The organism is Streptomyces sp. NPDC031379 (assembly GCF_055569615.1).
Window position 1 is genome coordinate 119576 of the sequence record NZ_JBVIIT010000020.1, and the last position, 25181, is coordinate 144756.

The following is a 25181-nucleotide window of genomic DNA, read 5'->3' on the forward strand; positions in this document are numbered from 1 at the left end:
TACCCCCTCCCCCCCCCCCCCCCCCCCCCCCCCCCCCCCTCTCCCCCCCCCCCCCCCCCCCCCCCCCCCCTCTTCCCCCCCCCCTCCCCCCCCCCACCCCCCCCCCCCCCCCCGCGTTCGACTGGGCCTGTATACCGTCCGGTAGGTCTTGCCGACCAGAAGCGGGAGGCGACGACTTCAGGCGGAGTCCCCGGTCACACTCCGGCCGCCGGTTCCGCCGCCGCGGCCGCCTGGAGCAGCGAATCGTCCTCCGGACGGGCCCCGGAGAGGCGGTGCCGGGCGGCGATGAGGGCCATGTCGACGTCCCTGGTGCCGGTGGCCACGCACAGCGTGTAGGAGATGTCCGTGAGCCGCTGCCGTGCCTGCGGACTCTCCTCGGCCCCGAGCAGCGTGAGGGCCTCGTACTGGGCGATGAGGTCCTTCAGTACAGCGGGGTGTGCCATCAGCATGCGTTCTGCCTCCCTGGTGTGTCGCCGATGTAGGAAGTCGCAGCGCGAATACCCGCATGTGCTGCACGCATGCGACATCGGTTTCACCGTCCGCGAACCCCCGGGCCATCACCCGGTCGGGTGCTCTCCGGTCGCCGCCCGCCCGGCGGAACGGCGCTGCCGTGATCCTTCCGTGATCATGCCCCTGTGAGTCTGCAACCCCGAAGTGCCGTGCGCCGCCGTGTCGTTCCGGCCGCGCTCGGCGCCCTCAGCGTCCTGTCCCTGCTGTCCGCCCTGCCCGCCACCGCTCAGCCGGCGGACGGGAACACCCGGCGCGCCGCGCCGCCGCCCCGGCAGATCACGGCGGCGGAGGCGCGCACCGACGCCTACCTCCGTTCCGTGCACGACCGGCCCGAGGCCCTGCGCGATTTCTTCCGGCGGCTGCCCAAGGGCGGGGACCTGCACAACCACCTCTCCGGCGCGGTGTCCACGGAGTACCTGATCGGGCTGGCCGCCGAGGACGGGCTGTGTGTCGACACCGCGACGCTGACCGCGGTCTCCCCGCCCTGCGGCGCGGGCACCCGCCCAGCCGCCGACGCGCGCACCGACCGCGCCTTCCACGACGCGCTCGTCCGCGCCTGGTCCATGCAGGACTTCCCGCCGGACCAGAACGGCCACGACCACTTCTTCGACACCTTCGGCAAGTTCGGCGAGGTCACCTGGCGGCACCGGGGCAAGCTGCTCGCCGAGGCCGCCGGCACCGCCGTACGCAACAATCAGTTCTACCTGGAGACGATGGTCACCCCCGCCTCCGACGGTGCGAAGCAGCTCGCCGACCAGGTCGGCTGGGACGACGACCTCACCGCCCTGCACCGCAAGCTGCTCGCGGGCGGCAGGCTGGACAAGCTCGTCGCCGACGCCCGCGAGGAGGCCGACGCCGGCGACGCCGAGTTCCGTGCCGCCGCGCACTGCGGCACCCCGCAGGCCCGGCCGGCCTGCGGGCTCGTCGTCCGCTGGATCTCCCAGGCGTCCCGGGGCAGCGCGCCGCAGCGGGTCTTCACCCAGCTCGCCCTCGGCATGCGACTGGCCGAGGCCGACCCGCGCTTCGTCGCCGTCAACCTCGTCCAGCCCGAGGACTGGGACAGCTCCCTGCGCGACTACAGCCTGCAGATGCGGATGGTCGGCTATCTGCGCACCCAGTACCCGAAGGCCCATGTCACCCTGCACGCGGGCGAGTTGTGGCCCGGGCTGGTGAAGCCGGAGGATCTGGGCTTCCACATCAGGGAGGCCGTCGGCGTCGCCCGCACCGACCGCGTCGGGCACGGTGTCGACCTCGTCCACGAAGACGACTGGCAGCACACCGCACAGACCATGGCCGCCCGCCGCGTGGCCGTCGAGGTGCCCTTCTCCAGCAACGCCCAGATCCTCGGCGTCAAGGGAGCCGAGCACCCCTTCACCACCTACCGCCGCTACGGCGTGCCGGTCGTACTCGCCACCGACGACCCCGGCGTCTCCCGGATCGACATCGGTCACGAGTACCGGTACGCGGCCGACACCTACGGCCTGCGCTACCCCGAGTTGAAGGACCTGGCCCGCGCCTCGCTGGAGTACGGCTTCCTGCCCGGCGCGAGCCTGTGGCGGGGCAACCCCACCGCCGAGGGCTATCACCCGGTCCCGGCCTGCCGCGGTGAACGCCCGGGCCTGCCCGTGCGTGGCGCGGCCTGCCGGCACTTCCTCGCGGCCAGCCCGAAGGCTCGCCTGTCATGGCGCCAGGAGGCCGCCTTCGCAGCCTTCGAGCAGACGCACGCCCGCGCGGTGCGCTGACCGTATCCAGGTGACGCCAGGGCGGTGGGCCGTGCGCCCGCCCTGGCGTCCGGAAATCCTCCCTTGGCCGAGAAGGAGCCCACCGCACAAACGGTGGCCCCCCTTCCGCCGGTGCCGGGAGGGTGTGTCCGCGCCAATACCGCCGCGCGGTCCAGTTCTCCGGTGAGCCCCGCCGGCACCCCTGGGAGATGTGCGTGTACGGCCTGCGACGCACCGTCACGAGTTCTCCGTGACTTCTTCACGCGACGATCACTTTCGGCCGATCGTCGTCCCGGGCCCGTCCGGCGGGGCAGACGCCGCGCCGGGCGCCTGCCTAGCCTCCCGGGCCATGCGATCACCTCTGATGAGACGCCTCGGTCTCACCGCCGTCCTCGCCTTCGTCCTCGCCGTCTTCGGGTTCGCGCCCGGCGCGAGCGCCGCCGACCCCGCGCCGGCCGCGCTCACCTTCGCCACCGACAGCGCCACCACCACGCCCGGCGGCACCGTGCAGCTCTCGATGACCATCACGAACAACAAGACCTACGACATCTGGTTCGTGTACCAGACCATCGACCCGACCTGGCTGACCACCCAGCGCCCGGACCTCAAGTACAGCTTCACCGGCTGCAGCCTGGCCACCGCCGCCGGCAGCACCCCCTGTTCCGGTACCGGCCCGAACAACCTCGGCGCCAACTACGGCGCCACGGTCCCGCCCGGCCAGAGCCGCACCGTCACGCTGACCCTCCAGGTCGCCGCCGACTCCGGCTGCAACGGCAACATCGGCTTCTACTCGTACTACTACGCCGAGTTCAGCGACAGCACCAGCACCAGCGGCGGCCCCGTCTACACGCCCGAGACGCGCGTGCTCTGCGCCTGACGGATTATCTGGTTCCGCGGCGCGATGTCCTGAAATCGGCCTCCCCGCCGCAGCCGCGCCGCCACCCGGATCACCGGAACGTCGCCCGGCGGACCATCACGGTCCGCCGGTGCGTCGTGGAACGGCCGGACCAGCGCACGGAGCCGTCCCGGCGCCGCCGGCCCCTCGCGGCGACGACGAAGGAACGGGCCGTCGGGTTGCCTCGGAGCGCCGCTGGACACCTGCACTTTTCCGTCAGGTTTCGTAAGTCGACCACAAAAGCTACACAGAGCCATCACCATGTGACGCGACGGATGCGTCGACGACCGGCTTCTGAGGGGGACGCCGGCGTCACGCAAGGGGGTGCGTCCGCTCCATGGGAGCCGTGCTCACCCCTGCCCGGGGAGGGGACTTCACCGCATGAAGCGGACCATACGCACCACCGTGTCGACGGTGGGCGCGCTCATCGCCGCGCTCGGCCTCGGGGCCGGCCCGGCACAGGCCGACGCCGCAGCACCGCGGATCGACCTCAGAGTCCTGGTGGTGAGCGACGGCGGTCCGGCCACGGATGCCATCGCCGCCGAACTCGACACCGCCGGAACGCCGTACACCGAGGTCGACCTCACACGCTCCGACCGGCCCACCATCGACGCCGCCTTCCTCGCGGACACCGTCGACGGCCTGCCCCGGGCGAAGTTCCAGGCCGTGGTCCTGCCCAACGACAACCCGTTCGCGGCGGGTTCCGCCGAGACGGCCGCGCTCTCCGCCTACGAGAAGACGTACGCGATCCCCCAGGTCGACGCCTACACCTACGCCCGCCCCGAGGCCGGCCTGCAGTACCCGGTCTACGGCGGCTACTCGGGCAGCATCGACGGTGTCCGGGCCCAGGTCACCGCCGCCGGCAAGGCCGGGCCCTTCGGCTACCTCGACGGCGCGGTCCCGTTCGAGGACAACTCGCCCTCGGTCGGCGAGAGCTACGCCTATCTGTCGACCCCGGCCGCGGGCGCCGACTTCACCCCGTACGTCCAGGCACCCGTCCCCGGTACGTCGAAGCAGGGCTCCCTGGTCGGCGAGTACCGGCACGACGGGCGGCGCGAGCTGGTCGTCACCTTCGTCTACAACCAGTACCAGCAGCAGTTCCGGCTGCTGGCCCGCGGCATCGTGGACTGGATGACCGGCGGGGTGCACCTCGGCGCCTCCCGCAACTACTTCGCCGTGCACGTGGACGACGTGTTCGCCGCCGACGACCGCTGGGACACCCAGCTCAACTGCACACCCGGCGACGTGGACTGCACCAACGGGGCGGGCACGCCCAGCCCGATCCGGATGACCCCCGCGGACGTCGACCACGCCACCGCCTGGCAGAACAGCCACCACTTCACCCTCGACCTGGTCTACAACGGCGCCGGCAGCGTCGACCAGCGCGAGGACAACGACGGCGTCGACCAGCTCGCCGACAAGCTCCTCGCCGACCGCGACCAGTTCCGCTGGGTCAACCACACCTACACGCACGCCTTCCTCGGCTGCGAGCAGAACGTCACCGTCGTGCCGTGGAAGTGCGCGACCAACGCCGACGGCAGCACCAAGTGGGTCAGCCGCAGCGCGATCGCCTCGGAGATCGCCACCAACCGCGCCTGGGGCCAGGCCGCCGGACTCCCGTTGCAGACCGACGAGCTGGTCACCGGTGAGCACTCCGGGCTGAAGATCCTGCCGCAGCAGCCCCAGGACAACCCCAACCTCGCGCTCGCGCTCGCCGACGACAACGTCAAGTGGCTCGCCTCGGACAACTCCCGCGACCCCCAGCAGCGCCAGATCGGCCCCGCCACCACGGTCTCCCGCTATCCCATGAACGTCTTCTACAACGCGGGCAGGGCCGCCGAGCAGGTCGACGAGTACAACTGGCTCTACACCAGCCGCGCCCAGGGCGGCAGCGGCATCTGCGAGGACAACCCCGCGACCACCACCTGTCTTCCGGCCCCGCTGGACACCGGCACCGGCTACGCCGACCACATCGTGCCGCTGGAGACCCGGATCGCGTTCGGTCACGTGCTGTCCAACGACCCCAAGCCGCACTTCATCCACCAGTCCAACCTCGCCGAGGACCGCATCGCCTACCCGGTGCTGAACGGCGTACTCGACGGCTACGACGCCCTCTTCGCCGACAACACCCCCGTGGTGAACCTGCGGATGAAGGACATCGGCGTCGAACTCCAGCGCCGGGCCGCCTGGAAGAGCGCCCTGAACGCCGGCCAGGTCACCGCCTATCGCATCGGCGACTCCGTGACCGTCCAGGCACCGGCGGGAACCGCCGTCACCGCGACCCTGCCCACCGGCACCACGCTGGGCGGCGACGCCTTCGGCAGCGCCTACGCGGGCGAGGTGTCCGGCTGGACCGCCTCCTCCGGCGCCGCGCTCGCCTTCGCCCTGCCGTCCGCCGCCGCAGCCCCGGCCGGCAGTGCGGACGCCACGGCGGCGGCCACCGCCCCGGCCCCGCGCACCAAGGTCCCGACGGGCGTGAGCGAGCCGGTCCCGTACACCCCGGACAACTGAACGGCGCACCGACCCGAGGGCCCTTCCGGCGCCTCCCCCCTGTGGCGGGAGCCGGCCGGACGGGCCCGGGTCCTGGCCGCCCACCGGCGGACAGCGGCCCGCACGACCACCCCACACCTCGGCCGTGGAGCACAATCGATGCACGTTCACCACGGCGCGCGCCGCCCCCGCGCGGCGCACGTCACCCTGCTCACCGAAGGCACCTACCCGCACAGCCATGGCGGCGTCAGCGTCTGGTGCGACCAACTCGTCCAGGGCATGCCCGACCTCGACTTCGACGTCATCGCCGTCACCGGCACCGGACGCGAACCCGTCGTATGGGACCTGCCCGCCCACGTCCACGAAGTGCTCTCCGTCCCCATGTGGGGAGCCCCGCCGGACGGCCGTCCACCCCGGGGACGCGCCCGCAACCGGCTCCACGCCGCCTACGAACGCTTCCTGACGGCGCTGCTCGACCCGCACGCCGAGGACCAGTTCGCGCCCGCGCTCTACACCATGGCCCGGGCCGCCGCCGACGGCACCCTGAGCCCGTTCCTGCGCGGCGACCGGGCCATCGCCATCCTCGCCGCGGTGTGGAACCGTCCGGGACTGGCCGTCCACGCGGCCCGGCCCACCCTGCACGACGCGGTCACCGCCACCGCCCTGCTGGAACACGCCCTGCGTCCGCTCGCCGCACCCCCGCCCCGGCACGGTGTGGCGCACGCGGTCAGCGGCGGCGTGGCCGTGCTGCCCGGCCTCGCCGGACTGGAGCGGTACGAGGTCCCGCTGCTCCTCACCGAGCACGGCGTCTACCTGCGGGAACGCTACCTCGGCTACCGCACCGCCCCCTACCGCTGGCCGGTGAAGGCCGTCGTGCTCGGCTTCTTCCGCCTGCTGGCCGAGGAGAGCTACCGCCGGGCCGCCCTGATCACCCCCGGCAACCGCTACAACCGGCTCTGGGAGGAACAGGGCGGCGCCGACCCGGGGGCCATCCGCACCGTCTACAACGGCGTGGACCCGGCCGTCTTCCCGCCCGCCGGACCCGAACCCGAACAACCCACGCTCAGCTGGGCCGGCCGCGTCGACCCCATCAAGGACCTGGAGACCCTCATCCGCGCCTTCGCCCTGGTCCGCGAGGAGATACCCGAAGCCCGGCTGCGGCTCTTCGGCGGCACCCCACGCGGCGGAGAGGCGTACCGGGAACGCTGCGAAGCCCTCGCCGCCGACCTCGGGCACGCCGACGCCGTCACCTTCGAGGGCCGGGTCGACGACATCAAGGACGCCTACGCGGCCGGGAACGTCGTGATGCTCTCCAGCATCAGCGAGGGGTTCCCGTTCACCCTCATCGAGGCCATGTCCTGCGGCCGGGCGACCGTCTCGACGGACGTGGGCGGTGTGCGCGAGGCCGTCGGCGACAGCGGGCTCGTCGTCCCGCCGCGCGACCCGGCCCGGATGGCCGCCGCCGCGCTGGAGCTGCTGGCCGACGCCGAGCGGCGGCGGGCCATGGGGGAGGCGGCCCGGCTGCGGGTGATCGAGCAGTTCACCCTGCGCCAGACCATCGACACCTTCCGCTCCGTCTACCTCGAACTGCCCGTGCTCTCCCGGGCGTCCACCGCACGGGCCGACCAGGGGCAGTCCGGCCGGATCGCCGCGGGGAGCCTGGCCGGATGAGCGGACCCATGGCCCTCGAACCGGGCGGCACCGAGCAGGACACCCTCGCGCTGCGGCTCGCCGGCACACCCGTGCGCCGCGACGGCAGCACACCGTCCCCGGGCCTGCCCGGACACGGCCTCGACGAGGAGGCGGTGAGCCGCCTGGCCGCCGAACTCGCCGACCGCATCGGCCCCGCCGTCCACCCCTACGAAGTGGCCGCCCTGCTGGAGGCCGAGGGCCTGACCGCCGACCAGATCAAGGAACGGTACGGCCACCCGAACCTCTTCTCCCTCGCCGCCGCGCTCTACGAACAGGTGCCCCGGACCTTCCCGGAGCCCGCACCGGCCGCCGACCCCTGGCGCCCGGACCACGTCCGCTGCCTGCTGCGCGGTGTGCTGTTCGCCCTGCCGGGACTGGCCTACCCGCTCACCGCGCCCCTGTGGCACCCCGGGCGGCACGCCGCCGCGCTGATCGTCGCGGGCCTCGTCTCCTGGGCCTGGGGCCAGGCGCTCGGCCACCGCGCCCACTTACGGCTGGCGACCGGACGCCGGGAGGCCGCCCGCACCCTGCTGTCCGGCGCATCCGTGGGAGCGGCACTGGCCACGGCCGCCGCCGTCCCGCTCGCCGGGAGCGCTCCGGTGATCCTGGCGGGCGCGGCGCAGTCGCTGTACCTCGCGGCGGCGGGCGTCCTGCTCGTCCTGGCGCGCGAACGTCAGCTGCTGGCCGCGCTCACCCCGCTCCTCGCGGGCGCCGCCGTACTGCCCTGGTGGGAGCCCGGCACCCCGCTGCGCACCGGGCTGCCCCTGCTGGCGCTGCTGGCGACGCTCGCCGTGACCGGCCACGCCCTGCGCGCCGCCCTCGCCGCCCCGGCCACCACCGACGGCAAGCGGCCCCCGCCGCTGTCGTCCCTGCCCTACGGGCTGTTCGGGCTGGCCGCCGGTCTGCTCGTCCTGCTGGAAGGCCGCCGGGAGCCGTACGCGGTGATCGTCCTGACCGTCAGCATGGGCCCCGCCGAATGGCTGCTGTACCGCTACCGGGGCCTTGCCGTCGCCGCCCTCCGCGCCACCGCCACACCCGCCGGCTTCCTGCTGCGCTCGGCGGCCGTCCTCGGCCTGTGCCTGCTGGCCTATCTGCTGCCGTTGCTGCCCGCCGCGTACCTCACCGGCGCGGCGCCGGCCACCCTGCTGCTGCTCGCGGCCACCCTGTGGACCGCGCTGCTCCTCCAGGCGTTCGGGACCGCCTGGCCACCGGCCGCGATCTGTCTCGCGGCCGCGTGCGCGGCCGGCGCGGTCACCCTGCTGGACCTGCCACCCGGGCCGGCCGCGCTGCCGCTGTGCTGCGGTGCCGCCGTCCTGTGTCTCGTGGCGTGTGTGCTGCGGCTGCTCGGCCGCCCCGCCCGGCACGCCTGATGCCGTTCCCCGTCTCGATCAACCCATCGGAAGGACCACGCAGTTGACCTCCGCACCGCTCGCCGCCGTCACCGGAGCCGAGGGCTTCATCGGCTCCCACCTCACCGAGGCCCTGGTCGCCTCCGGACACCGGGTCAGAGCCATGGCCCAGTACAACTCCTTCTCCTCCTACGGCTGGCTGGAGACCCTCGCCCCGGACGTCCTGGACCACGTGGAGATCGTCCTCGGTGACGTCCGCGACCCCGGCTCGGTCCGCGGCCTGCTCGAAGGCGCCGACGTCGCCTATCACCTGGCCGCCCTGATCGCGATCCCGTATTCCTACCAGGCCCCGCACAGCTACGTGGAGACCAACGTCACCGGCACCCTGAACGTGCTGGAAGCCGTGCGCGCCCTCGGTACGCCCCGGCTTGTGCACACCTCCACCAGCGAGACCTACGGCACCGCGCGGACCGTACCCATCACCGAGGACCACCCCATCAACACCCAGTCCCCGTACGCCGCCTCCAAGGCCGGCGGGGACCGGCTGGCCGACAGCTACCACGCGAGTTTCGGCACCCCGGTCGTCACCCTCAGGCCGTTCAACACCTTCGGGCCGCGCCAGTCCATGCGCGCGGTCATCCCCACCGTCATCGGCCAGGTGGCCGCCGGGGAGCGCACCATCACCCTCGGGGATCTGCGGCCCACCCGCGACTTCACCTTCGTCAAGGACACCGCTCAGGCCTTCCTCGCCGTCGGCGGCGCGCCCGCCGAGCAGGTCGTCGGCCGCACCTTCAACGCCGGTACGGGCGGGGAGATCTCGGTCGGCGACCTCGTCGCACTGATCGGAAAGGTCATGGACACCGCCCTGGACGTCCGCGCCGACCCCGAGCGCATCCGGCCGGCGAACTCCGAGGTCATGCGGCTGGTCGCCGACGCCACCCGGCTCACGGGGGCCACCGGCTGGCAGCCCGCCCACACCCTGGAGCAGGGCCTGGCGCACACCGTGGAGTTCTTCCGCGACCCCGGCAACCTGGCCCGGTACAAGACCGGCATCTACAACATCTGACCCCGTCCGGCACGTCCCCCGTTCCTTGCGTCAACGAAGGAGGAGCCCCATGCACGCAGTGATCCTGGCGGGAGGCAAGGGCGTCCGGCTGCGGCCCTACACCACCGCGCTGCCCAAGCCGCTCGTCCCCATCGGCGACCAGCACGCCATTCTGGAGATCGTGCTGCGCCAGCTGTCGGCGGCCGGCTTCACCCGCTGCACCATCGCCATCGGCCACCTCGGCGAGATCATCCGCGCCTACGTCGGTAACGGCTCGCAGTGGGGCATGAGCGTCGACTACGCCACCGAGGAGAGCCCGCTCGGCACCATGGGCCCGCTGCTCACCCTCAAAGACCGGCTGCCCGAGACGTTCCTGGTGATGAACGGCGACGTCCTCACCGACCTCGACTACGCCGACGTGCTGCGCCGGCACGAGGAGTCGGGTGCGCCGCTGACCATCGCCACCTACGCCCGCAAGGTGCACATCGACTTCGGCGTGCTCACCACCGACGCGAGCAAGGTGGTCGCGTTCACCGAGAAGCCCAGCATGGACTACCGCGTCTCCATGGGCGTCTACGGTCTCAGCCGCGCCACCCTCGACGGCTACACGGCAGGCCTGCCGCTGGGCTTCGACGAACTGGTCCTCGATCTGCTCCGGGCCCAGGACCCGCCGCACGCCTACGAGTTCGACGGCTACTGGCTGGACATCGGCCGTCCCGACGACTACGACCGTGCCAACGCCGAGTTCACCAGCCGTAAGTCCCTGCTGCTCAAGGGAGCCTGAGTACCACATGCGCATTCTCGTCCTGGGCGGCACCGGATATCTGGGCCGCCACGTGGCCGAGCGGCTGCGCGCCCTTCCGGGCGCGCGGATCCTCGCCGCCGGCCGCTCCTCGTCGGCCGAGTTCCGCATCGACCTCGCCACCGACCGGCCGGAGCAGCTCGCGAAGACCCTGGCGGCGGCCGCGCCCGACGCCGTGGTCAACTGCGCGGGCGTCACCGGCGGCGACCCCGTGTCCCTGGCCGAGGTCAACGCCCGCGGTCCCGCCGTGCTGTGTGCCGCGTTGCGCGAGGCGGCCCCCACGGCCCGCCTGGTGCATCTCGGCTCGGCCGCCGAGTACGGGCCCGGCACCCCGGACGTGCCGGACACCGAGTCGGCGCCCGCCGGCCCGGTCACCCCCTACGGCGTGACCAAGCTCGCGGGCACGATCGCGGTCACCTCCGCCGCCCTGGACGGTGTGGTGCTGCGGGTCGGCAACCCGGTGGGCCCCGGGGCACCCCTCGCGAGCCTGCCCGGCCGGATGGCCGCACTGCTCCGCTCGGCCGGCGCCGGTGCGGTGCTGCGGCTCGGGGACCTGTCCGCGTACCGCGACTTCGTCGACGTGCGCGACGTCGCCGGCGCGGCCGCCCTGGCCGCCACGGCCCCGGGACACCTGCCGCCCGTCCTCAACATCAGCGGCGGAACGGCCGTGGCCGTGCGGGAACTGGTGCGCGGTCTGGCCCGGCGGGCGGGGTTCCAGGGGCAGTGGGAGGAGAGCAGGGGCGGCTCGGCGCGCTCGGCCCGGGTGTCGTGGCAGTGCTCCGACATCACCGCCGCCGACCGGGCCCTCGGCTGGCGTCCCGCCCACGACCTGGACGACGCCCTCGACGCACTGTGGGCGGCCACGGCGGAGAGCGGGCGACTGCCGTGAGCCTGCTGATACCGCTGTACGTGCACCCGGCCGAGGACCCCGGCGCCTGGCACCGCCTGATCACGTCGGCCGCCCGCACCTACGCCGTGGTCCTCAACCCCGCGAGCGGACCGGGCACCGCCCCCGACCCCGCGTTCCGGGCGGCCGCCCGGGCGCTGCGCGCGGCCGGCGCCCGCCTGCTCGGCTACGTCGACACCGACTACGGCGTACGGGACCGGGCGGAGATCGCCGAGGACACGCGCCGGTATCAGGCCTGGTACGAGGCGGACGGCTGCTTCCTCGACCGCGTCACCGCCGATGCGGCGGGCCTGCCCGCCTGCCGGGGTCTGGTCCGGGAGCTGCGTCGGCTCGGCGCGGCCACCGTCGTCCTCAACCCGGGCGTCCACCCGGCCCCGGGCTACGCCCGCCTCGCCGACCTGATCGTCACCTTCGAGGGCCACTGGACCACGTACGTCTCGGCGTTCATCCGGCCCGACTGGACCGCGCGCCACCCGCCCGACCGGTTCTGCCACCTCGTGTACGGCGTCCCCGCGGCCCTCGTCCCGCTCGCCGTGCGCACCGCGCACGAGCGGGGCGCGGGGGTGTGCGGGCCGGTGACGGGCGAACCGCCCAACCCCTGGGCCGTGTTGAGCCCGGCGCTCACCGGCGGAGAGGATGTGGAAGGCTGAGGCGAGTCCGCGTCCGCGCAATGGGAGGCAACCACCGGCATGGCCGTCATCCACCACACCACCCTCACGCCCACCAAGCTCGAACTGCTCGCCGACTGGCTGCCCACGCGCCCCTGGTACCGGGGCACGGGCACCCCGGTGCCGGCGAAGTCCGGTGGCTTCCGGCTGGACGACCCCGAGGGCGAGGTCGGTATCGAGTTCATGGTGACCACCGACACGACGAGCCCCGCCCCGACGGCCTACCTGGTGCCGCTCACCTACCGCGGCGCACCGCTGGAGGGTGCCGACCAGGCCCTCGTCGGCACGACGGAGCACGGGGTGCTGGGCAAGCGCTGGGTCTACGACGGCTGCCACGACCCGGTGCTGGTCACCGAGTTGCTGTCGCTGATCGGGGGCACGGCACAGGCGATGGCCCAGAGCATCACCGACACCCCGGACCACGAGGTGGTCCGCTCCTACGCGGGAACCCCCTTCGCCCCCGCGGCCTTCACTCCGAAGCCGGCCGACGACCGGGACGGCACGCACCTGCCCACGCCGCAGGGCACGGTGCTCCACATCCACCGTGTGCTCACCCCCATCGACGGGAACCCGGCGCTGCCGCCCCAGGGAGCCCTCGGCCATGTCGCCACCGGCTGGGCGGGCCCGGACGACACCCGGCTGCGGGCCGTCCTGATGACGCTGCGCACCGCCTGAGGCCAGGCGCCGTCCGCCGCAGGGCGGGCGGCGCCGTCGTCGGCGGCACGGCCCGCCCATCGGTCTGGCATGGACCCGTCATATCTGCCACTCTTTCGGCAGTCGTCGCCCCGACCCCATGAGGGCACGACAGGCTCCTCGGCACGACGAACGCGCAAGCCGTCCGCGGCCGCCCCGGCGCACCCCAGCCGACCGCGCGGCCTTCGAGCAGGCCGGGACCCCGGCCGCCGCAAAAGGAGTAGCGTGTGAGACCGACCCCCCACAAGGCCCTCGGCATCGGTGCGCTCACCGTCGCCGCCGTGGCCGCCCTCGTGCTCCCCGGCACATCCGCGGCCGCCCGCCCGGCCGCGGCCCCCGCCGCCTGTACTCCGGCCCAGGCGGTCACCAACGGCGGTTTCGAGAGCGGGACAGCACCGTGGACGGCGTCCTCCTCCACCGTGATCACCAGCCGCTCCGGACAGACCGCGCACGGCGGCAGCTCCTACGCCTGGCTGGACGGAGTCGGCAGCACCCGCACCGACACCCTCACCCAGGGCGTCACGATCCCCTCCGGGTGCGGCACCGCCACCCTGACCTTCTGGCTGCACATCGACACCACCGAGACGACCTCGTCCACCGCGTACGACAAGCTGACGGCCAAGCTCGGCGGCACGACACTGGCCACCTACTCCAACCTCGACAAGAACACCGGCTACGTCCAGAAGTCGATCGACGTGTCCTCGTTCGCCGGCCAGAGCGTGAACCTGTCCTTCACCGGCACCGAGGACTCCAGCCTCCGGACGAGCTTCGTCCTCGACGACATCGCCCTCGACACCTCCGGCGGCACCACTCCACCGCCGGCCGACTCCACCCGCACCCCGGCCGCACCCTCGTACACCGTCAGCCTCAGCAGCGACACGAGCGGCACCGTCTGGAACGGCCACGAGAGCGTCACCTTCACCAACGCCTCCGCCACCGCGCTCAGCGAGGTCTACCTGCGGCTGTGGGACAACTACCACGGCAGCTGCGACGCGATGCCGGTCAAGGTCGGCAACGTCACCGGCGGCACCGCCGGAGCCCTCTCCGTGGCCTGCACCGCCCTGAAGATCGACCTGCCGTCCCCGCTCGCCCAGGGCCAGAGCGCCACCATCGGCTTCGACCTCGGCATCACCGTGCCCAGCGGCGCCGACCGCTTCGGACACGACGGCGCGTTCAGCTTCATCGGCAACGCCCTGCCCGTCCTCGCGGTCCGCGACGGAGCGGGCTGGCACCTGGACCCGTACACCGACAACGGCGAGTCCTTCTACTCCCTGGCCGCCGACTTCAAGGTGACCCTCGACCACCCCAGCACCCTGCTGGTCCCGGCCACCGGCACCTCCACCGACACCCCCGGCTCCAGCGGCCGTACGGTCACCACGGCCACCGCCACCAAGGTCCGGGACTTCGCCTGGGCCGCCGGCCCCTTCACCAGGATCTCCGGCACCTCGGCCGCCGGCGTCCCGGTCAACGTCTACTCCGTCTCGGGCATCAGCTCCTCCAGCGCCCAGTCCATGCTCAGCACCGCCAAGACCGCCGTGGACGCCCACGCGGCCCGCTTCGGCGCGTATCCGTACGGCGAGCTGGACGCGGTCATCGACAACAACTACTGGTTCGGCGGAATGGAGTACCCGGGCTTCGTCCTCGACGTGGTCAGCACCACCGCGCTCACCCACGAGATCGCCCACCAGTGGTGGTACGGCATCGTCGGCGACGACGAGTACACCAGCCCCTGGCTGGACGAGTCCTTCACCGACTACGCCACCGACCTCGCCCTCGGCAAGACCGGCACCAACTGCTGGAGCAGCGTCTCCTGGGCCGCCGACGCCGAGAAGATCACCAACTCGATGGCCTACTGGGACGCGCACTCCTCGCGCTACTCCACCGTCGTCTACGGCTACGGCAAGTGCGCCCTGCACGACCTGCGGCGCCTCATCGGCGACACCGCCATGGCCAAGCTGCTGAAGGACTACGCGACCGCGCACTGGTACGGCGTGTCGAGCACGGCCGAGTTCAAGGCGGCGGCCCAGGCCGCCACGAGCACCGACCTGACCTCCTTCTGGACCCAGCACCGCATCGACGACTGACCCGCACGCGGCCGGCCGAGGGAGGCGCCCGGGCGTTTCTCCCGGCCGGCCGGAGCCACCCATATGGGTCAAACCCGGCCCGGGATGGCTGCGTTGGGCGGTACCCGGAGTGCGGTGCCGCCCGACCCCGGGTCAGATGGATTCCGTGCGACCTTCCATACGCCTTCACCGCAGCCGCTCACGCCCGGCCGTCACGGCCGCCCTGACCGGCCTCCTGCTCTCCCTGTCCACACCGGCGGCCGTGCCCGCGACCGCCCCGGACACACCCGCGCGGGGCAGCGCCTACATGGGCATGGGCGTCCTCGCCCACGACGGCGCCGGTCCCGACGCCCCGCCCCCCGCCAGCCGCGCGACCCAGACGGAAGGCGTCGACGTCTCCAGCCACCAGGGCGACGTCGACTGGCCGGCACTGTGGAGCGACGGCACGAAGTGGGCCTACACCAAGGGCACCGAGGGGACGTACTACACCAACCCCTACTTCGCCCAGCAGTACGACGGCTCGTACGGCGTCGGCATGGTCCGCGGCGCGTACCACTTCGCCACTCCGGACACCACCGGCGGCGCCGCGCAGGCCGACTACTTCGTGGATCACGGCGGCGCCTGGTCCAAGGACGGCAAGACGCTCCCCGGCGTCCTCGACATCGAGTGGAACCCCTACGGGGACGCCTGTTACGGCAAGTCGAAGAGCGAGATGGTCAGCTGGGTCCGTGACTTCCTGAACCGCTACAAGTCCCGCACCGGCCGCGACGCGGTCATCTACACGGCCACCAGCTGGTGGACCCAGTGCACCGGCGACCACGCCGGCTTCGGCGCGACCAACCCGCTGTGGATCGCCCGCTACGCCTCCACGGCGGGCACGCTTCCGTCGGGCTGGTCGGCGTACACGATGTGGCAGTACACCTCCACCGGGAAGACGGTCGGGGACCACGACCGGTTCAACGGCTCCGAGTCCCAGCTGCGGGACTTCGTCGCCGGCTGATGCCGGTCCCCGCGCGACCGCGGGCACTTGCCGGGCTTCAGCCGTCGCACCACGGCGCGGACGGCGAGGAACGACAGGAACTGCCGTGGTGCGGGGCCGATTTGTCCTCGTGGGTCTGGAGCGCGGCACCGCCGAGGACGAGGACACCGACCAGGGCGGCGATGACGGACTGGCCGACGACCGTGACGAAGGCGCCGGCGCGGGCGGCGACCAGGGCCGCCACGAGGGCGAGCGCGCCGACTCCTCCGGCGGCGGTCAGGTAACCCCACAGGGAGTCGGCCTCCGTCGTCCTGTCCGGGTCCAGGTCGAACCCGGACAGGAACCAGAGCCCGAAGACGACTGCCAGGGCCGTCAGTTCCAGGGGCCAGACCGCACCCGGCTCCGATGTCGGCGCCCGTGTCGGCACGGCGGCGCTCCTGGGGGCCGCCGGTGGCGTCGAAGGCAGGCGGGGCGACGGGGAGGTTCATGACCGCCACGGTGCCGTGCCGGGCGGGACGGGCGCATGAGTACACGTACTCAGAGCCCGAAGCCCACCGGGGCCGACGGGGACCGCCGCACCCGGGCGGGCGAACACGGACTGCGGCGTCCGGGAGGCGCTGTGAGACTGCTGGGAAGACGACCGGTGCAGGGGTGGTGACGCAGAGGTGACGGCAGAGCCGAGCGGGGCGCCCCTGGAGGACTTCCTCGCCGATCCCGCCCACTGCACCCTGGACCTGGCGACCGCCGTGGCCCACTGCGCGAAGTCGCTGGGCCTGCGGCACGCCGTGGTGTACCTGGCCGATCTGCAACAGCGTCATCTCGTGCCCCCCACCGACGTGGCCGCCACCATGCCCGTCGACGACTCGCTCGCCGGGTGGTGCTACCGCACCCAGTCCCTGCGCGTGGAGGAGTCCGACCGGGACGGGATGACGGCCTGGTTCCCGCTGCTGGACGGCGCCGAACGGCTCGGCGTGCTCGCCGTCCACGCGCAGGCGCTCACCCCGGACGCCCTGCGCCGGGGCCGGGCCCTGGCCGCCCTCCTGGCGATGATGGTCACCTCCAAGCGCGCCTACAAGGACTCCTTCGTACGGCGGGCCCGCACCGAGGCCATGCACCTGCCCGCCGAGATGCTGCGGGCCTTCCTGCCGCCGCGCACCATCGGCAACGGTCGCGTCGTCTCCACCGCCGTCGTCGAGCCCGCCTCCGACATCGGCGGCGACGCCTTCGACCACTCCCTGACCACGGACGCCCTGCACACCGTCGTCCTGGACGCGATGGGACACAACCTGCTCTCGGGGCTGACCAGCGCGGTGGCCCTGGCGGCCTGCCGCAACGCCCGGCGCACCGACGCCGATCTGCGCAGCCTCGTGGACAGCGTGGACGAGGCGCTCACCCGATGGCTGCCGGAGCAGTTCTGCACCGGGATCCTGGCCCGGCTCGACCACACCACCGGGGTCCTGGAATGGAGCAACTGCGGCCATCCCGCGCCCCTCCTGATCCGCGACCAGCGGCTGATCGTCGACGCGTTGGCCCGTGAGGCCGACCCGCCCATGGGGCTGCGCTCCCTGCTCTCCTCCCGGGACCGCCGGGTGCGAGATGCGGCTCCGGCCGGGCGACCGCGTGCTGCTCTACACCGACGGGGTCACCGAGGCGCGGATGGCCGACGGGAGGCTGCTCGGCCTGGAACGCTTCGCCGACTACGTGATCCGTGCCAGCGCCACCGGCGAGATCGCCCCGGAGACGCTGAGGCGCCTGATCCACTCGCTCCTGGACTCCCAGGACAGCCGGCTCCGCGACGACGCCACGATCCTCATGTTCGAGTGGCAGCCACCCGGCTGAGCCGGCCCCCTCACCTCCCGAGGGCGGAGGTGAGCGCGGCATCCCGAAACTCTGGTTCAAAGCCATGGTGGCCGGGCTGCCGGCGGCCGGGGCGAGCGGTCGCCTGCCGGTGCGGGGCGGCACCGGCGGTGAGCTGATGCGCGGCGCTGGTTAGGCTCGGTGCGTGCCGCACGTCGAAATCCTCCAGCTGCTGGTCTCCCCGGTGCACCGGCTCGCGGGCCGGCCGGGCGACGGCATGCCCGAGCTGCCGCCCGACGAACTGGTGACGACGGCCGAGGTCCGCGCGGGACTCGGCATCGTCGGCGACCGCTACTTCAACCACCCCGCCCACCGCAACGCGTCGATCACCCTCATGGCGGCCGAACGCATCCCACGCCAGGGGCCGGACGAGGCGGATCTGCTGCGGACCCGGCGCAACGTCCTGCTGCGCGGGATCGACATCGACGCCTACATCGGCGCGACCGTCTTCCTCGACTGCGGCACCGGTCCGGTCGAACTGGAGGTGCGCACCGCGGCCCGGCCGTGCGCCTGGATGGACACCACCCTCGGCCCCGGCGCCCAACGCGCGCTGCGCGGCGGCGGGGGAGTGCGCTGCCGCCCGCTGACCGACGGCATCCTCACCGTCGGCCCGGCCGTGTTCGGGGTACGGGAACCCAGCACGGTGCAGGGACAGCGCACGCCGGGATGAGTACGGCTACTCAGGCGCCGCACCTCGAAGATCATGAAGGCTGAGGGCATGACAACGCCCTCACCGATGACCTGTCCGCCCCAGCCGCACCCCGCACCGCGGCCCGCGCCCGCCCGGTCGCGCCGCGGACGGTGGGCCGGGCTCGTGGCCCTGCTCCTCGTCGTGGCGTGTGCGGTGGCGGCCCTCTGGTGGACACGCGGCGGGGACTCCGGCCCGCTGGCCGGCCGCCCCCGGGTCACGGACACGCGGGCCGGCCTCTCCTACGGTGTCCCGGAGGGCTGGAAGCACGACGCGGCCAAGGACAAGGGGCTGATCGACGCTTTCTCCTCGCAGATCACCAGCAGGACCCACGGCGCGTCCTCGTCCGCCGGCGGCACCGTGATCGCGGGCCCGGCGGGGCGGACCGTGGCCCGCGCCGACCTGCGCCGGGTGACGGAGTCGGCCGCCCGCTCCAACGCCGAGTTCTTCTTCCCCGACCAGCCCGCCACGCTGGAGGAGTCGCACGCCGCCGTCGTGGACGGCCAGCCGGCACACACCGCCGTCCTGCGCGTCGAGGGCGACGACGGCGACGCGCGTCTGGAGATGACCCTCGTGACCGTCCACGGCGAGCGCACCTCCTTCCTGCTCGGGCTCACCACCGGCACATCGGACCCGGCGCTCACCGCCGACCTGCACGACGTCCTGGCCAGCACCACCGTCTCGTGACCGGGCGCCGCCTCCCGGCCGGGCGCGGTCAGGTCCCCGAGGCGATCAGCCGGTCGGCCAGCCGATGGGCCTGCGCCAGCAGGGCGCCGTAGGTGGCGACCTCGTCGGGGTCGTCCGTCGTGGAACCGGCCAGGGCCCGGCGCAGTTCCCGCAGCGTGCCGCGCAGCTCCGCGACGGCCTCGCGCAGCGCGTCTTCGCACTCGTCGGCGAAGCGGCTGTCGCTGTAGAGGCGCAGGGCGCGGGCGGTCTGGCGCAGGAACTGCGCGTAGTGGCGGGCCAGTTCGGGGTGCGGCCGGGACGCCGAGCGGTCCTCGGCGGTGGCCTCCAGCACCGTGCGGGTCACTCCCGCGGTGTGGACGGCCGCGTAGTCCAGGACCACGACCGCGTCGTCGTACTCCTTGCCGACCGGCGGCAGGATGCCGGTGCGGCGGCGGCGCACGTTGGCGCGCAGGCTCTCCCGGCTCCACTCGACCGCCGAGTGGGCCTGCTCCACGAGCCGGTGCAGCCGCAGCGCCCGCTCGTGCCAGGTGCCGGCCTCGTCGGCGTCCCAGCGTCCTTCGGTCAGCCCGTCCGCCACGTCCCGCAGGATGTCGTGGGCCTCCTCGGTGGCGTCCCGCAGCACGGTACGGCTGTCACGCAGATACAGCGGCGGCCGGACCAGCGCGTTGACGGCGATGCCGACCACCGCGCCGAACAGCGCCTCGCCGAGCCGGGCCGCGGAGGTGGCGACGCCGACGGCCCCGCCGGTGAGGACGAACAGGGCGCCGGTGGCCGCGTAGATGCCCTGGCTGCCCAGGCGCCCCCAGTGGCCGAGCAGCATCGCCAGGGGCAGCACCACCGCCATCGCGATGACCGTGTCGTGCAGCAGCAGCCCGACCGCGGTGGCCACGACGGTGCCGGCCGCGATCGCGCCCAGCTGCTGCAGGCCGTGCGCGATCGACCGGTACACGGTCGACTCCACCAGCACCACGGCCACCCACGGTGCGACGAACGCCACCGGCGCGTGCAGCCACCAGCCCGCCACCGCCCAGGCCACCCACGCGGCCAGCGCCGCCTTCAGCGCCTGGACGGCCAGATCCCGCTCCCGGCACGGCCCGGCACAGGCCAGGCGCACCCCGTTCGCCGCGGCGAGCAGATCACGCCGGAACGTCTGCCATGTCACTCGTATCGCACGCACGCCGTCCCGGGTGCCACCCGGGACGGCGGTCCATACCGCCCGTCCGACTCGCATACCGTCCGGGCGACCGGTGCCGAACCGGCACCGCGCATCCCGCTCGCGGGCGACGGCACCCGCCGGTTCACCCTTCCCCGGTCGCCCGCCCCGCCCCGGTCCAGGCCGCCTCGCGCAGCCGCAGCAGCCGCAGACCGTTGAGGCCGACGAGGACCGCGACTGCGGGCACGGCGGCCGGCTCGTCGCGCACGATCACCGCGTCGGCGGTCTCCAGGGCCGGGTCCGACCCGGCGCGACCCAGCGCGATGCCGGTGTGCGCGGCGGCCGGGTCGGGCGCGTCGTTGACGCCGTCACGCTCCCTCGACCAGGCCGTCCGTCACATCGAGCACCTGCGCCCGGGGCTCAGTGACGCCACGGACGCCGAGGGGCCGGAGGAGGCGCCGCTCGGCACCGCCCGTCCAGGCGTCCGCGGCGTCACGGCGCGGCCGGCTCGCGCACCATGAACACGTCGACCGGATCCTCGGTCTCGCGCGTGAACCCGAGCCGCTCGTACAGCCGCCGGGCCGGACTGCCCTGCAGCACGTTCAGCCGGACCAGGGTGCCGTCGCGGTCGCACCGCTGGAGAAGCTCACCCAGTACGGCCGCACCGATGCCGCCGCCCTGCACGTGCGGGGCCAGATAGAAGTGCTCCAGCCAGTGGGCGTCCTCGGCCGGCCGCAGCGCCACGCAGCCGGCGAACGCGCCGCCCACCTCGATCACCCAGGTGTGCGCCGGCACGAAGCCGTCCCGCAGCCGCTGCCGGACACGGTGCTCGTCGTACCGCCCGAGCCGCTCCAGATCGGCCCGCAGCACGACGGCCCGCAACTCGGCCACCGCCTCGACGTCCGCCGCCGAAGCCGGCCGGATCCCCCACTCCATCATGATCGCCAGGCTACGGGCCCGACTCCGCACGGCGGCGGTCGACATGGAAGGACGCCGAACCGTCACGGCGGTACCGCGCGCAGGGCGTTCAGCACCGCCCAGACCACGGAGACGAACGGAACGGCCACCACCGCGCCGATCACCCCCGCGAGGATGCTGCCCGCGATGACGGACACGGCGACGACGAGCGGATGCAGCTGTACCGCCCAGCTCAGCACCAGCGGATGCAGCACATGCCCCTCCAGCTGGCCGATCACGACGACGAGGGCCAGCACGGCCGCGGCCGTGAGCGGCCCGCGCCCGGCGAGCGCGACGATCGTCGCGACCCCGAGCGCCACCGGCGAGCCCACCAGCGGCACGAACGCGGCGAAGAACTCCAGCAGGGTCAGCGGCAGCGCGAGCGGTACCCGCAGCACGAGCAGGACCACACCGACCAGCACGGCGTTGGTGGCCGCCACGATGATGATGCCGCGCGTGTACCCGGCGAAGGTCCGCCAGGCCGCGCGCCCTGCCCGGTCCCAGGCCGGGCGGGCACTGCTCGGCAGCAGCCTGTCGCGCGTCCAGTCCCACAGACGCTCGCCGGAATGGATGAAGAACACCGAGGCGAACAGCGCGAGCGCCCCGCCCGTGACCAGCTCGACCACCCGGCCGAACTCGCTGACCGCGCTGCTGAGCAGAGCCGACCGGTGCGAGGTGACATAGCGCGTCACCTGGTCCTGCAGTTCGGAGAGCCTGCCGGGACCCATCCGGAACGGCGGCCGTTGCAGCCACTCCTCGATCCGGTGCACACCGCCGCGGAAGTCACCTACCAGCCGGGTCCACTCACCCGCCACCGCGTTGCCCACCAGGGCGAGCAGGGCCAGCAGGAGCAGCAGGCTGCCCACGAGGGCCACGGCCACGCTCAGCGGTCTCGGCAGCACCCGGCTCAGCAGATCGGTGAGGGGGCGCAGCACGGACGTCACGACCAGCGCCAGGAAGAGGGCGACGGCGATGAGCTGGAAGCTGCCGAGAAGGCCGAACACCCCGTAGACGACGATGGCGACGAGAATGAGCCGCCAGGCGTAGGCCGCGCCGATCCGCAGCCACGGCACCGTCCGTTCGGCCGCCGTCTTCGGGCCGGGGCGCGGGGACGCCGGGAGCCGCACGGAGTACGCGGGCCGGCTGCCCAGCACCGCGCGCCCCGCCCGGCGTCCGCCTCCCGGCCCGGCCGCCCGCCCACGCGCATCGCCCACCATCGCTCCCGCCCGCTCTCCGTCCCGTTCGCTGACGGTCGGTCACATCTAGAGAACGGTAAGCGCAAGCCGGAGGAGCGGCCGGTGCAACGCGCCCGCGTCCGGCTTTCACCGGCGGGGGCTCATCATCGCGGTGCTGCTGCTTCCCGTCCCCGGCGTCCTGCTGTACGGCCTGGGCCAGGTCGAGAACCGGTGGGTGGTGCGGCCCGGGCCTCCCGGCACGCGCGTCCCCGCCGGCACCGTCGTGCGAGGTCGGACCGTCACTGGCCCGGCCGCGTGGCCTCCGATCCGCTGTGGGTCGGGCAGGCTGTCGACCTGCGGAGCGTCAGTGCTGCGTCGGCCCCCGGTGCGTCGCCTCGGTGGGCGCTTGCGCCCGCATCGAACCAGCGACGCGCGGCGCGGTCACGCCGTGCCGGTCCGTGCGCAAGAGCACCCGTGCGCGAGCGACGGTGCGCTCAGCCGGGCTCCCCGGTGTCCTCGGTCGCGCGGCCCACCGGCAGCAGCTCGCGGATGTCCGCGGGAAGCGCGCCTGCCATCCGCTCGGTCAGTTCCGGGGCCAGTGCGGCGTCGAGCACCTCCAGCACGGCGGCGGCCTCCAGCAGCGCCGTGTCCTCGTCGGTGCCGGCGCGGTCGGCGATGCGGCCGGCGAAGGCGGTCAGCCCGAACCGCTCGCCCGCCACGCCGGAGCCCGCCCCGGACGTGTCGGCCGCCTCCCGCATCGCCGCCGCCATGTCGTGCGGCAGCTGGGCGGCCACGTGCCGGGCCAGCCCGGCCGGCAGCCGTTCCGACAGTGTGGTCACGACCGCGTGCGCGGCCCGCTCGGCAGAACCCCGGTCGGGCAGGTGGGCGAGCGCCTGCACCTTGCCGATCATCTCGTCGTGATGCATGAGGCCGGTCCCTTCGTCAGGAAGTCCCCTCGACGCGCTGCACCGAGTACCCCGTGCCCGCCGACTCCGACCAGCGGGTACGCGAACGGCTACCGGGGTCAGCCCTCGGCCGTCCGCTGGGTCCAGGTCCAGGCGTACTGCAGCCAGTCCGCCACCGTCAGCGCGCCGAGGCCGCCGCAGACCAGCCGCGTGAACCGGGGCGCCGCCGCGTAGGAGCACATCAGGGCACCCGCGGCCCAGGCCGAGACGCAGAACGGGCAGGACACCAGATCGCCGACCGCCCGCCGGACCCCGCTGCCCCGGGGCTCGTCCACGACCTCGCTCGCCTCGCCGTCGTCGGCGCGGCGCGTGAACGGCGCCCGGACGAAGCTGGTGATCTTGTCCCGGGCGAGCAGGCGCGACGCCTTGTACGTCGCCGTGCCCAGCAGCACCACGTCCCACGGCGGCACCTCCTGCGGCAGCCGCACGCCCCGGTGCCGGGCCAGCAGCACGAAGGTGCCGGCGCTCGCCGCGAACACGGAGGCGAGGGCGGCGTAGCCGCCCAGCGGGACTTCGTCCCGGTCGTCGTAACGTGCGGCATCCGTCGTCATGAGATCTCCCGGACCTCCCTCTGCGTCGTCCACCTTGCGGCGGGCCCGCCCCGGGTTCCCCGGAGCGCGGCGGCGACACGCGACGAGCGGCGCCCGGGGAGGCCCGGCGGCTGGGTGCCCACCAGCGGGCGACGTGGCGCGGAACGCGGCGGGCGACGTGGGGGAGGCCACATATGACCTGGTTCGCACCCCCTCCCTGACCGGCCGGGTGCCGGGCTACCGTTGCGAGGAGCCCTGTTCCCCTCGTACCTCGGACGGCCCGGCTGTGCTCACTGATCTGTCCCCCCTCATCGCCGCGACGGCGCGCTGGCTGACGGTCGCCTACCCGGCGTGCGGCGGCGCGCTGGCCTCCGCCCTGTGCGAGGCGCAGGCCCGGCAGGCCGTGACCGTCGCCGCGTGGCTGCGGTACCCGACCGAGATCGACGCGGCCCTGGTCACCATGGCGGGGCCCGGTGGCACGGCCCGCCTCGACTGGATCACCGGAGCCGAGCCGACGGGTGACGAGCCGCCCGCGGAGTGGGCCTGGCGCACCTGGGTGGACGAGGTCGTGGCCAGCTGGGCGGCGGGCCTGCTGACCGACCCCGAGCTGGCCGGACTCGCCGTCGACGCACTCGCCGACGGTGAGCACGCCTCGGGCGCCCCGGTCGAGTTCCGGCGCCTGGTCGACCCCGACGACGGCGACCGGCGCGCCGCCGCCCTGCTGCGCCACCCCGACCTCCTCGCCCCCGTGGCGGGACTCCACCACGGCCAGCTCCTGGACCGGCTCAGGCCGGGCAGCGCCCTCGCCGCCTGACCGCCCACGCCGACGCCCCTTGCCGGGGACGCCGCGGAGCCGACACGGCGGCGGCCCGCCCCGTGCCGCCCGGACGGCGGCCGACGCACCGGCTGCCGCCGGGTAAGGCTCGGCCATGACGTTCAAGAATCCCGTGCAGCGCGGCGGCTCACGCCGCGGCCGGTTCGAGCAGTTCGCCGAGTACGCCTCCAACTTCACCAGCTCCCCGGTCTTCTTCCTCTTCTGCCTGCTCCTGGTCGGATTCTTCGTCGCGGCCCACGCCGCGCACCTGCCGCTCGAACTGCTGCTGCTCGCGGGCGAGTCCATGACCGCGGTGGCCCTGCTGCTCCTGGCGCTGCTCAAGAACGCCGAGATGCGCGCCGAGCACGCCATCCAGCGCAAGCTCGACGCGATCGCCGCGGCCCTGCTGGAAGCGCACGCGGACAAGCACGGCCGGGCGTTCGAGGACCTGCGCAATGCGATCCGGATGGAGGAAGAGACCTGACCTGGGCGGAGGAAACGCCGCCGTGGTTCTTCACGGCACCCCGTACAGGGACGAACA

General features: G+C 73.6%; 23 protein-coding genes and 2 pseudogenes. 17 read left to right on the forward strand and 8 right to left on the reverse strand.

Annotated elements, in window-relative coordinates:
* Positions 1-194 precede the first annotated feature (194 nt).
* Positions 195-449 (reverse strand): DUF5133 domain-containing protein, encoded by a 255-nt coding sequence (locus ACZ5CW_RS27240; RefSeq protein ID WP_468605785.1) that lies wholly within the window; start codon positions 447-449, stop codon positions 195-197.
* Positions 450-635: 186 nt separating this feature from the next.
* Here ACZ5CW_RS27240 and ACZ5CW_RS27245 point away from each other — a divergent pair, with 186 nt between their 5' ends.
* The 12 genes from ACZ5CW_RS27245 to ACZ5CW_RS27300 all read left to right on the forward strand — a co-directional run bounded on the left by ACZ5CW_RS27245 (position 636) and on the right by ACZ5CW_RS27300 (position 15835).
* Positions 636-2252, forward strand: a complete 1617-nt coding sequence (locus ACZ5CW_RS27245; protein WP_468605787.1) for an adenosine deaminase family protein — start codon at positions 636-638, stop codon at positions 2250-2252.
* A 328-nt stretch (positions 2253-2580) separates the two neighbouring features.
* Complete coding sequence (locus tag ACZ5CW_RS27250; protein WP_468605789.1) at positions 2581-3108, forward strand: hypothetical protein; 528 nt, start codon at positions 2581-2583, stop codon at positions 3106-3108.
* Between the two features lie 399 nt (positions 3109-3507).
* Positions 3508-5637 (forward strand): hypothetical protein, encoded by a 2130-nt coding sequence (locus tag ACZ5CW_RS27255; RefSeq protein WP_468605791.1) that lies wholly within the window; start codon positions 3508-3510, stop codon positions 5635-5637.
* 138 nt (positions 5638-5775) lie between these two features.
* Positions 5776-7287, forward strand: coding sequence for a GT4 family glycosyltransferase PelF (gene pelF / locus ACZ5CW_RS27260; RefSeq protein ID WP_468605793.1), 1512 nt, complete (start codon positions 5776-5778; stop codon positions 7285-7287).
* Positions 7284-8678 (forward strand): hypothetical protein, encoded by a 1395-nt coding sequence (locus ACZ5CW_RS27265; RefSeq protein ID WP_468605795.1) that lies wholly within the window; start codon positions 7284-7286, stop codon positions 8676-8678. Before pelF ends, ACZ5CW_RS27265 begins: the two co-directional genes overlap by 4 nt.
* Before the next feature lie 43 nt (positions 8679-8721).
* Positions 8722-9723: a GDP-mannose 4,6-dehydratase gene (locus ACZ5CW_RS27270; protein WP_468605797.1), complete on the forward strand. Its 1002-nt coding sequence runs from the start codon at positions 8722-8724 to the stop codon at positions 9721-9723.
* A gap of 49 nt (positions 9724-9772) precedes the next feature.
* Positions 9773-10486 (forward strand): nucleotidyltransferase family protein, encoded by a 714-nt coding sequence (locus ACZ5CW_RS27275; protein ID WP_468605799.1) that lies wholly within the window; start codon positions 9773-9775, stop codon positions 10484-10486.
* A 7-nt stretch (positions 10487-10493) separates the two neighbouring features.
* Complete coding sequence (locus tag ACZ5CW_RS27280) at positions 10494-11393, forward strand: NAD-dependent epimerase/dehydratase family protein (RefSeq protein ID WP_468605801.1); 900 nt, start codon at positions 10494-10496, stop codon at positions 11391-11393.
* Complete coding sequence (locus tag ACZ5CW_RS27285) at positions 11390-12061, forward strand: spherulation-specific family 4 protein (protein WP_468605803.1); 672 nt, start codon at positions 11390-11392, stop codon at positions 12059-12061. The genes ACZ5CW_RS27280 and ACZ5CW_RS27285 overlap by 4 nt, the downstream gene beginning before the upstream one ends.
* Before the next feature lie 39 nt (positions 12062-12100).
* Complete coding sequence (locus ACZ5CW_RS27290) at positions 12101-12754, forward strand: maltokinase N-terminal cap-like domain-containing protein (protein WP_468605805.1); 654 nt, start codon at positions 12101-12103, stop codon at positions 12752-12754.
* Positions 12755-12999: 245 nt separating this feature from the next.
* A complete protein-coding gene (locus ACZ5CW_RS27295; RefSeq protein ID WP_468605807.1) occupies positions 13000-14856 on the forward strand; it encodes a M1 family metallopeptidase in 1857 nt (618 codons plus the stop codon).
* Positions 14857-14992: 136 nt separating this feature from the next.
* Entirely contained in the window at positions 14993-15835 is an 843-nt protein-coding gene (locus ACZ5CW_RS27300) for a lysozyme (protein ID WP_468605809.1), read from the forward strand.
* Positions 15836-15872: 37 nt separating this feature from the next.
* Here ACZ5CW_RS27300 and ACZ5CW_RS27305 read toward each other — a convergent pair whose 3' ends face one another.
* Positions 15873-16241 carry a DUF6234 family protein gene (locus ACZ5CW_RS27305; RefSeq protein ID WP_468605812.1) on the reverse strand — a complete coding sequence of 123 codons (369 nt, stop codon included), beginning with the start codon at positions 16239-16241 and terminating at the stop codon, positions 15873-15875.
* Between the two features lie 265 nt (positions 16242-16506).
* On the opposite strand from ACZ5CW_RS27305, the pseudogene ACZ5CW_RS27310 reads away from it, so the two are divergent.
* From ACZ5CW_RS27310 to ACZ5CW_RS27320, 3 genes and pseudogenes are all read left to right on the forward strand, one after another.
* Positions 16507-17653: pseudogene (locus tag ACZ5CW_RS27310) on the forward strand (PP2C family protein-serine/threonine phosphatase); the annotation flags it as partial.
* Between the two features lie 163 nt (positions 17654-17816).
* Positions 17817-18341, forward strand: a complete 525-nt coding sequence (locus ACZ5CW_RS27315; RefSeq protein ID WP_468605814.1) for a molybdenum cofactor biosysynthesis protein — start codon at positions 17817-17819, stop codon at positions 18339-18341.
* 144 nt (positions 18342-18485) lie between these two features.
* A complete protein-coding gene (locus tag ACZ5CW_RS27320; RefSeq protein ID WP_468605816.1) occupies positions 18486-19046 on the forward strand; it encodes a hypothetical protein in 561 nt (186 codons plus the stop codon).
* A gap of 28 nt (positions 19047-19074) precedes the next feature.
* Here ACZ5CW_RS27320 and ACZ5CW_RS27325 read toward each other — a convergent pair whose 3' ends face one another.
* The 6 genes and pseudogenes from ACZ5CW_RS27325 to ACZ5CW_RS27350 all read right to left on the reverse strand — a co-directional run bounded on the left by ACZ5CW_RS27325 (position 19075) and on the right by ACZ5CW_RS27350 (position 23847).
* Positions 19075-20223, reverse strand: coding sequence for an FUSC family protein (locus ACZ5CW_RS27325; protein WP_468605818.1), 1149 nt, complete (start codon positions 20221-20223; stop codon positions 19075-19077).
* A gap of 121 nt (positions 20224-20344) precedes the next feature.
* Positions 20345-20569 (reverse strand): annotated as a pseudogene (locus ACZ5CW_RS27330) (heavy metal translocating P-type ATPase); the annotation flags it as partial.
* A gap of 122 nt (positions 20570-20691) precedes the next feature.
* Positions 20692-21138 carry a GNAT family N-acetyltransferase gene (locus ACZ5CW_RS27335; protein WP_468605820.1) on the reverse strand — a complete coding sequence of 149 codons (447 nt, stop codon included), beginning with the start codon at positions 21136-21138 and terminating at the stop codon, positions 20692-20694.
* Between the two features lie 62 nt (positions 21139-21200).
* Entirely contained in the window at positions 21201-22373 is a 1173-nt protein-coding gene (locus ACZ5CW_RS27340) for an AI-2E family transporter (RefSeq protein WP_468605822.1), read from the reverse strand.
* 452 nt (positions 22374-22825) lie between these two features.
* Entirely contained in the window at positions 22826-23257 is a 432-nt protein-coding gene (locus ACZ5CW_RS27345) for a DUF2267 domain-containing protein (protein WP_468605824.1), read from the reverse strand.
* 98 nt (positions 23258-23355) lie between these two features.
* Positions 23356-23847 (reverse strand): DUF1360 domain-containing protein, encoded by a 492-nt coding sequence (locus tag ACZ5CW_RS27350; RefSeq protein WP_468605826.1) that lies wholly within the window; start codon positions 23845-23847, stop codon positions 23356-23358.
* Positions 23848-24112: 265 nt separating this feature from the next.
* On the opposite strand from ACZ5CW_RS27350, the gene ACZ5CW_RS27355 reads away from it, so the two are divergent.
* Positions 24113-24640 (forward strand): hypothetical protein, encoded by a 528-nt coding sequence (locus ACZ5CW_RS27355; protein ID WP_468605828.1) that lies wholly within the window; start codon positions 24113-24115, stop codon positions 24638-24640.
* A gap of 115 nt (positions 24641-24755) precedes the next feature.
* Positions 24756-25124: a hypothetical protein gene (locus ACZ5CW_RS27360; protein ID WP_468605830.1), complete on the forward strand. Its 369-nt coding sequence runs from the start codon at positions 24756-24758 to the stop codon at positions 25122-25124.
* Positions 25125-25181 lie beyond the last annotated feature (57 nt).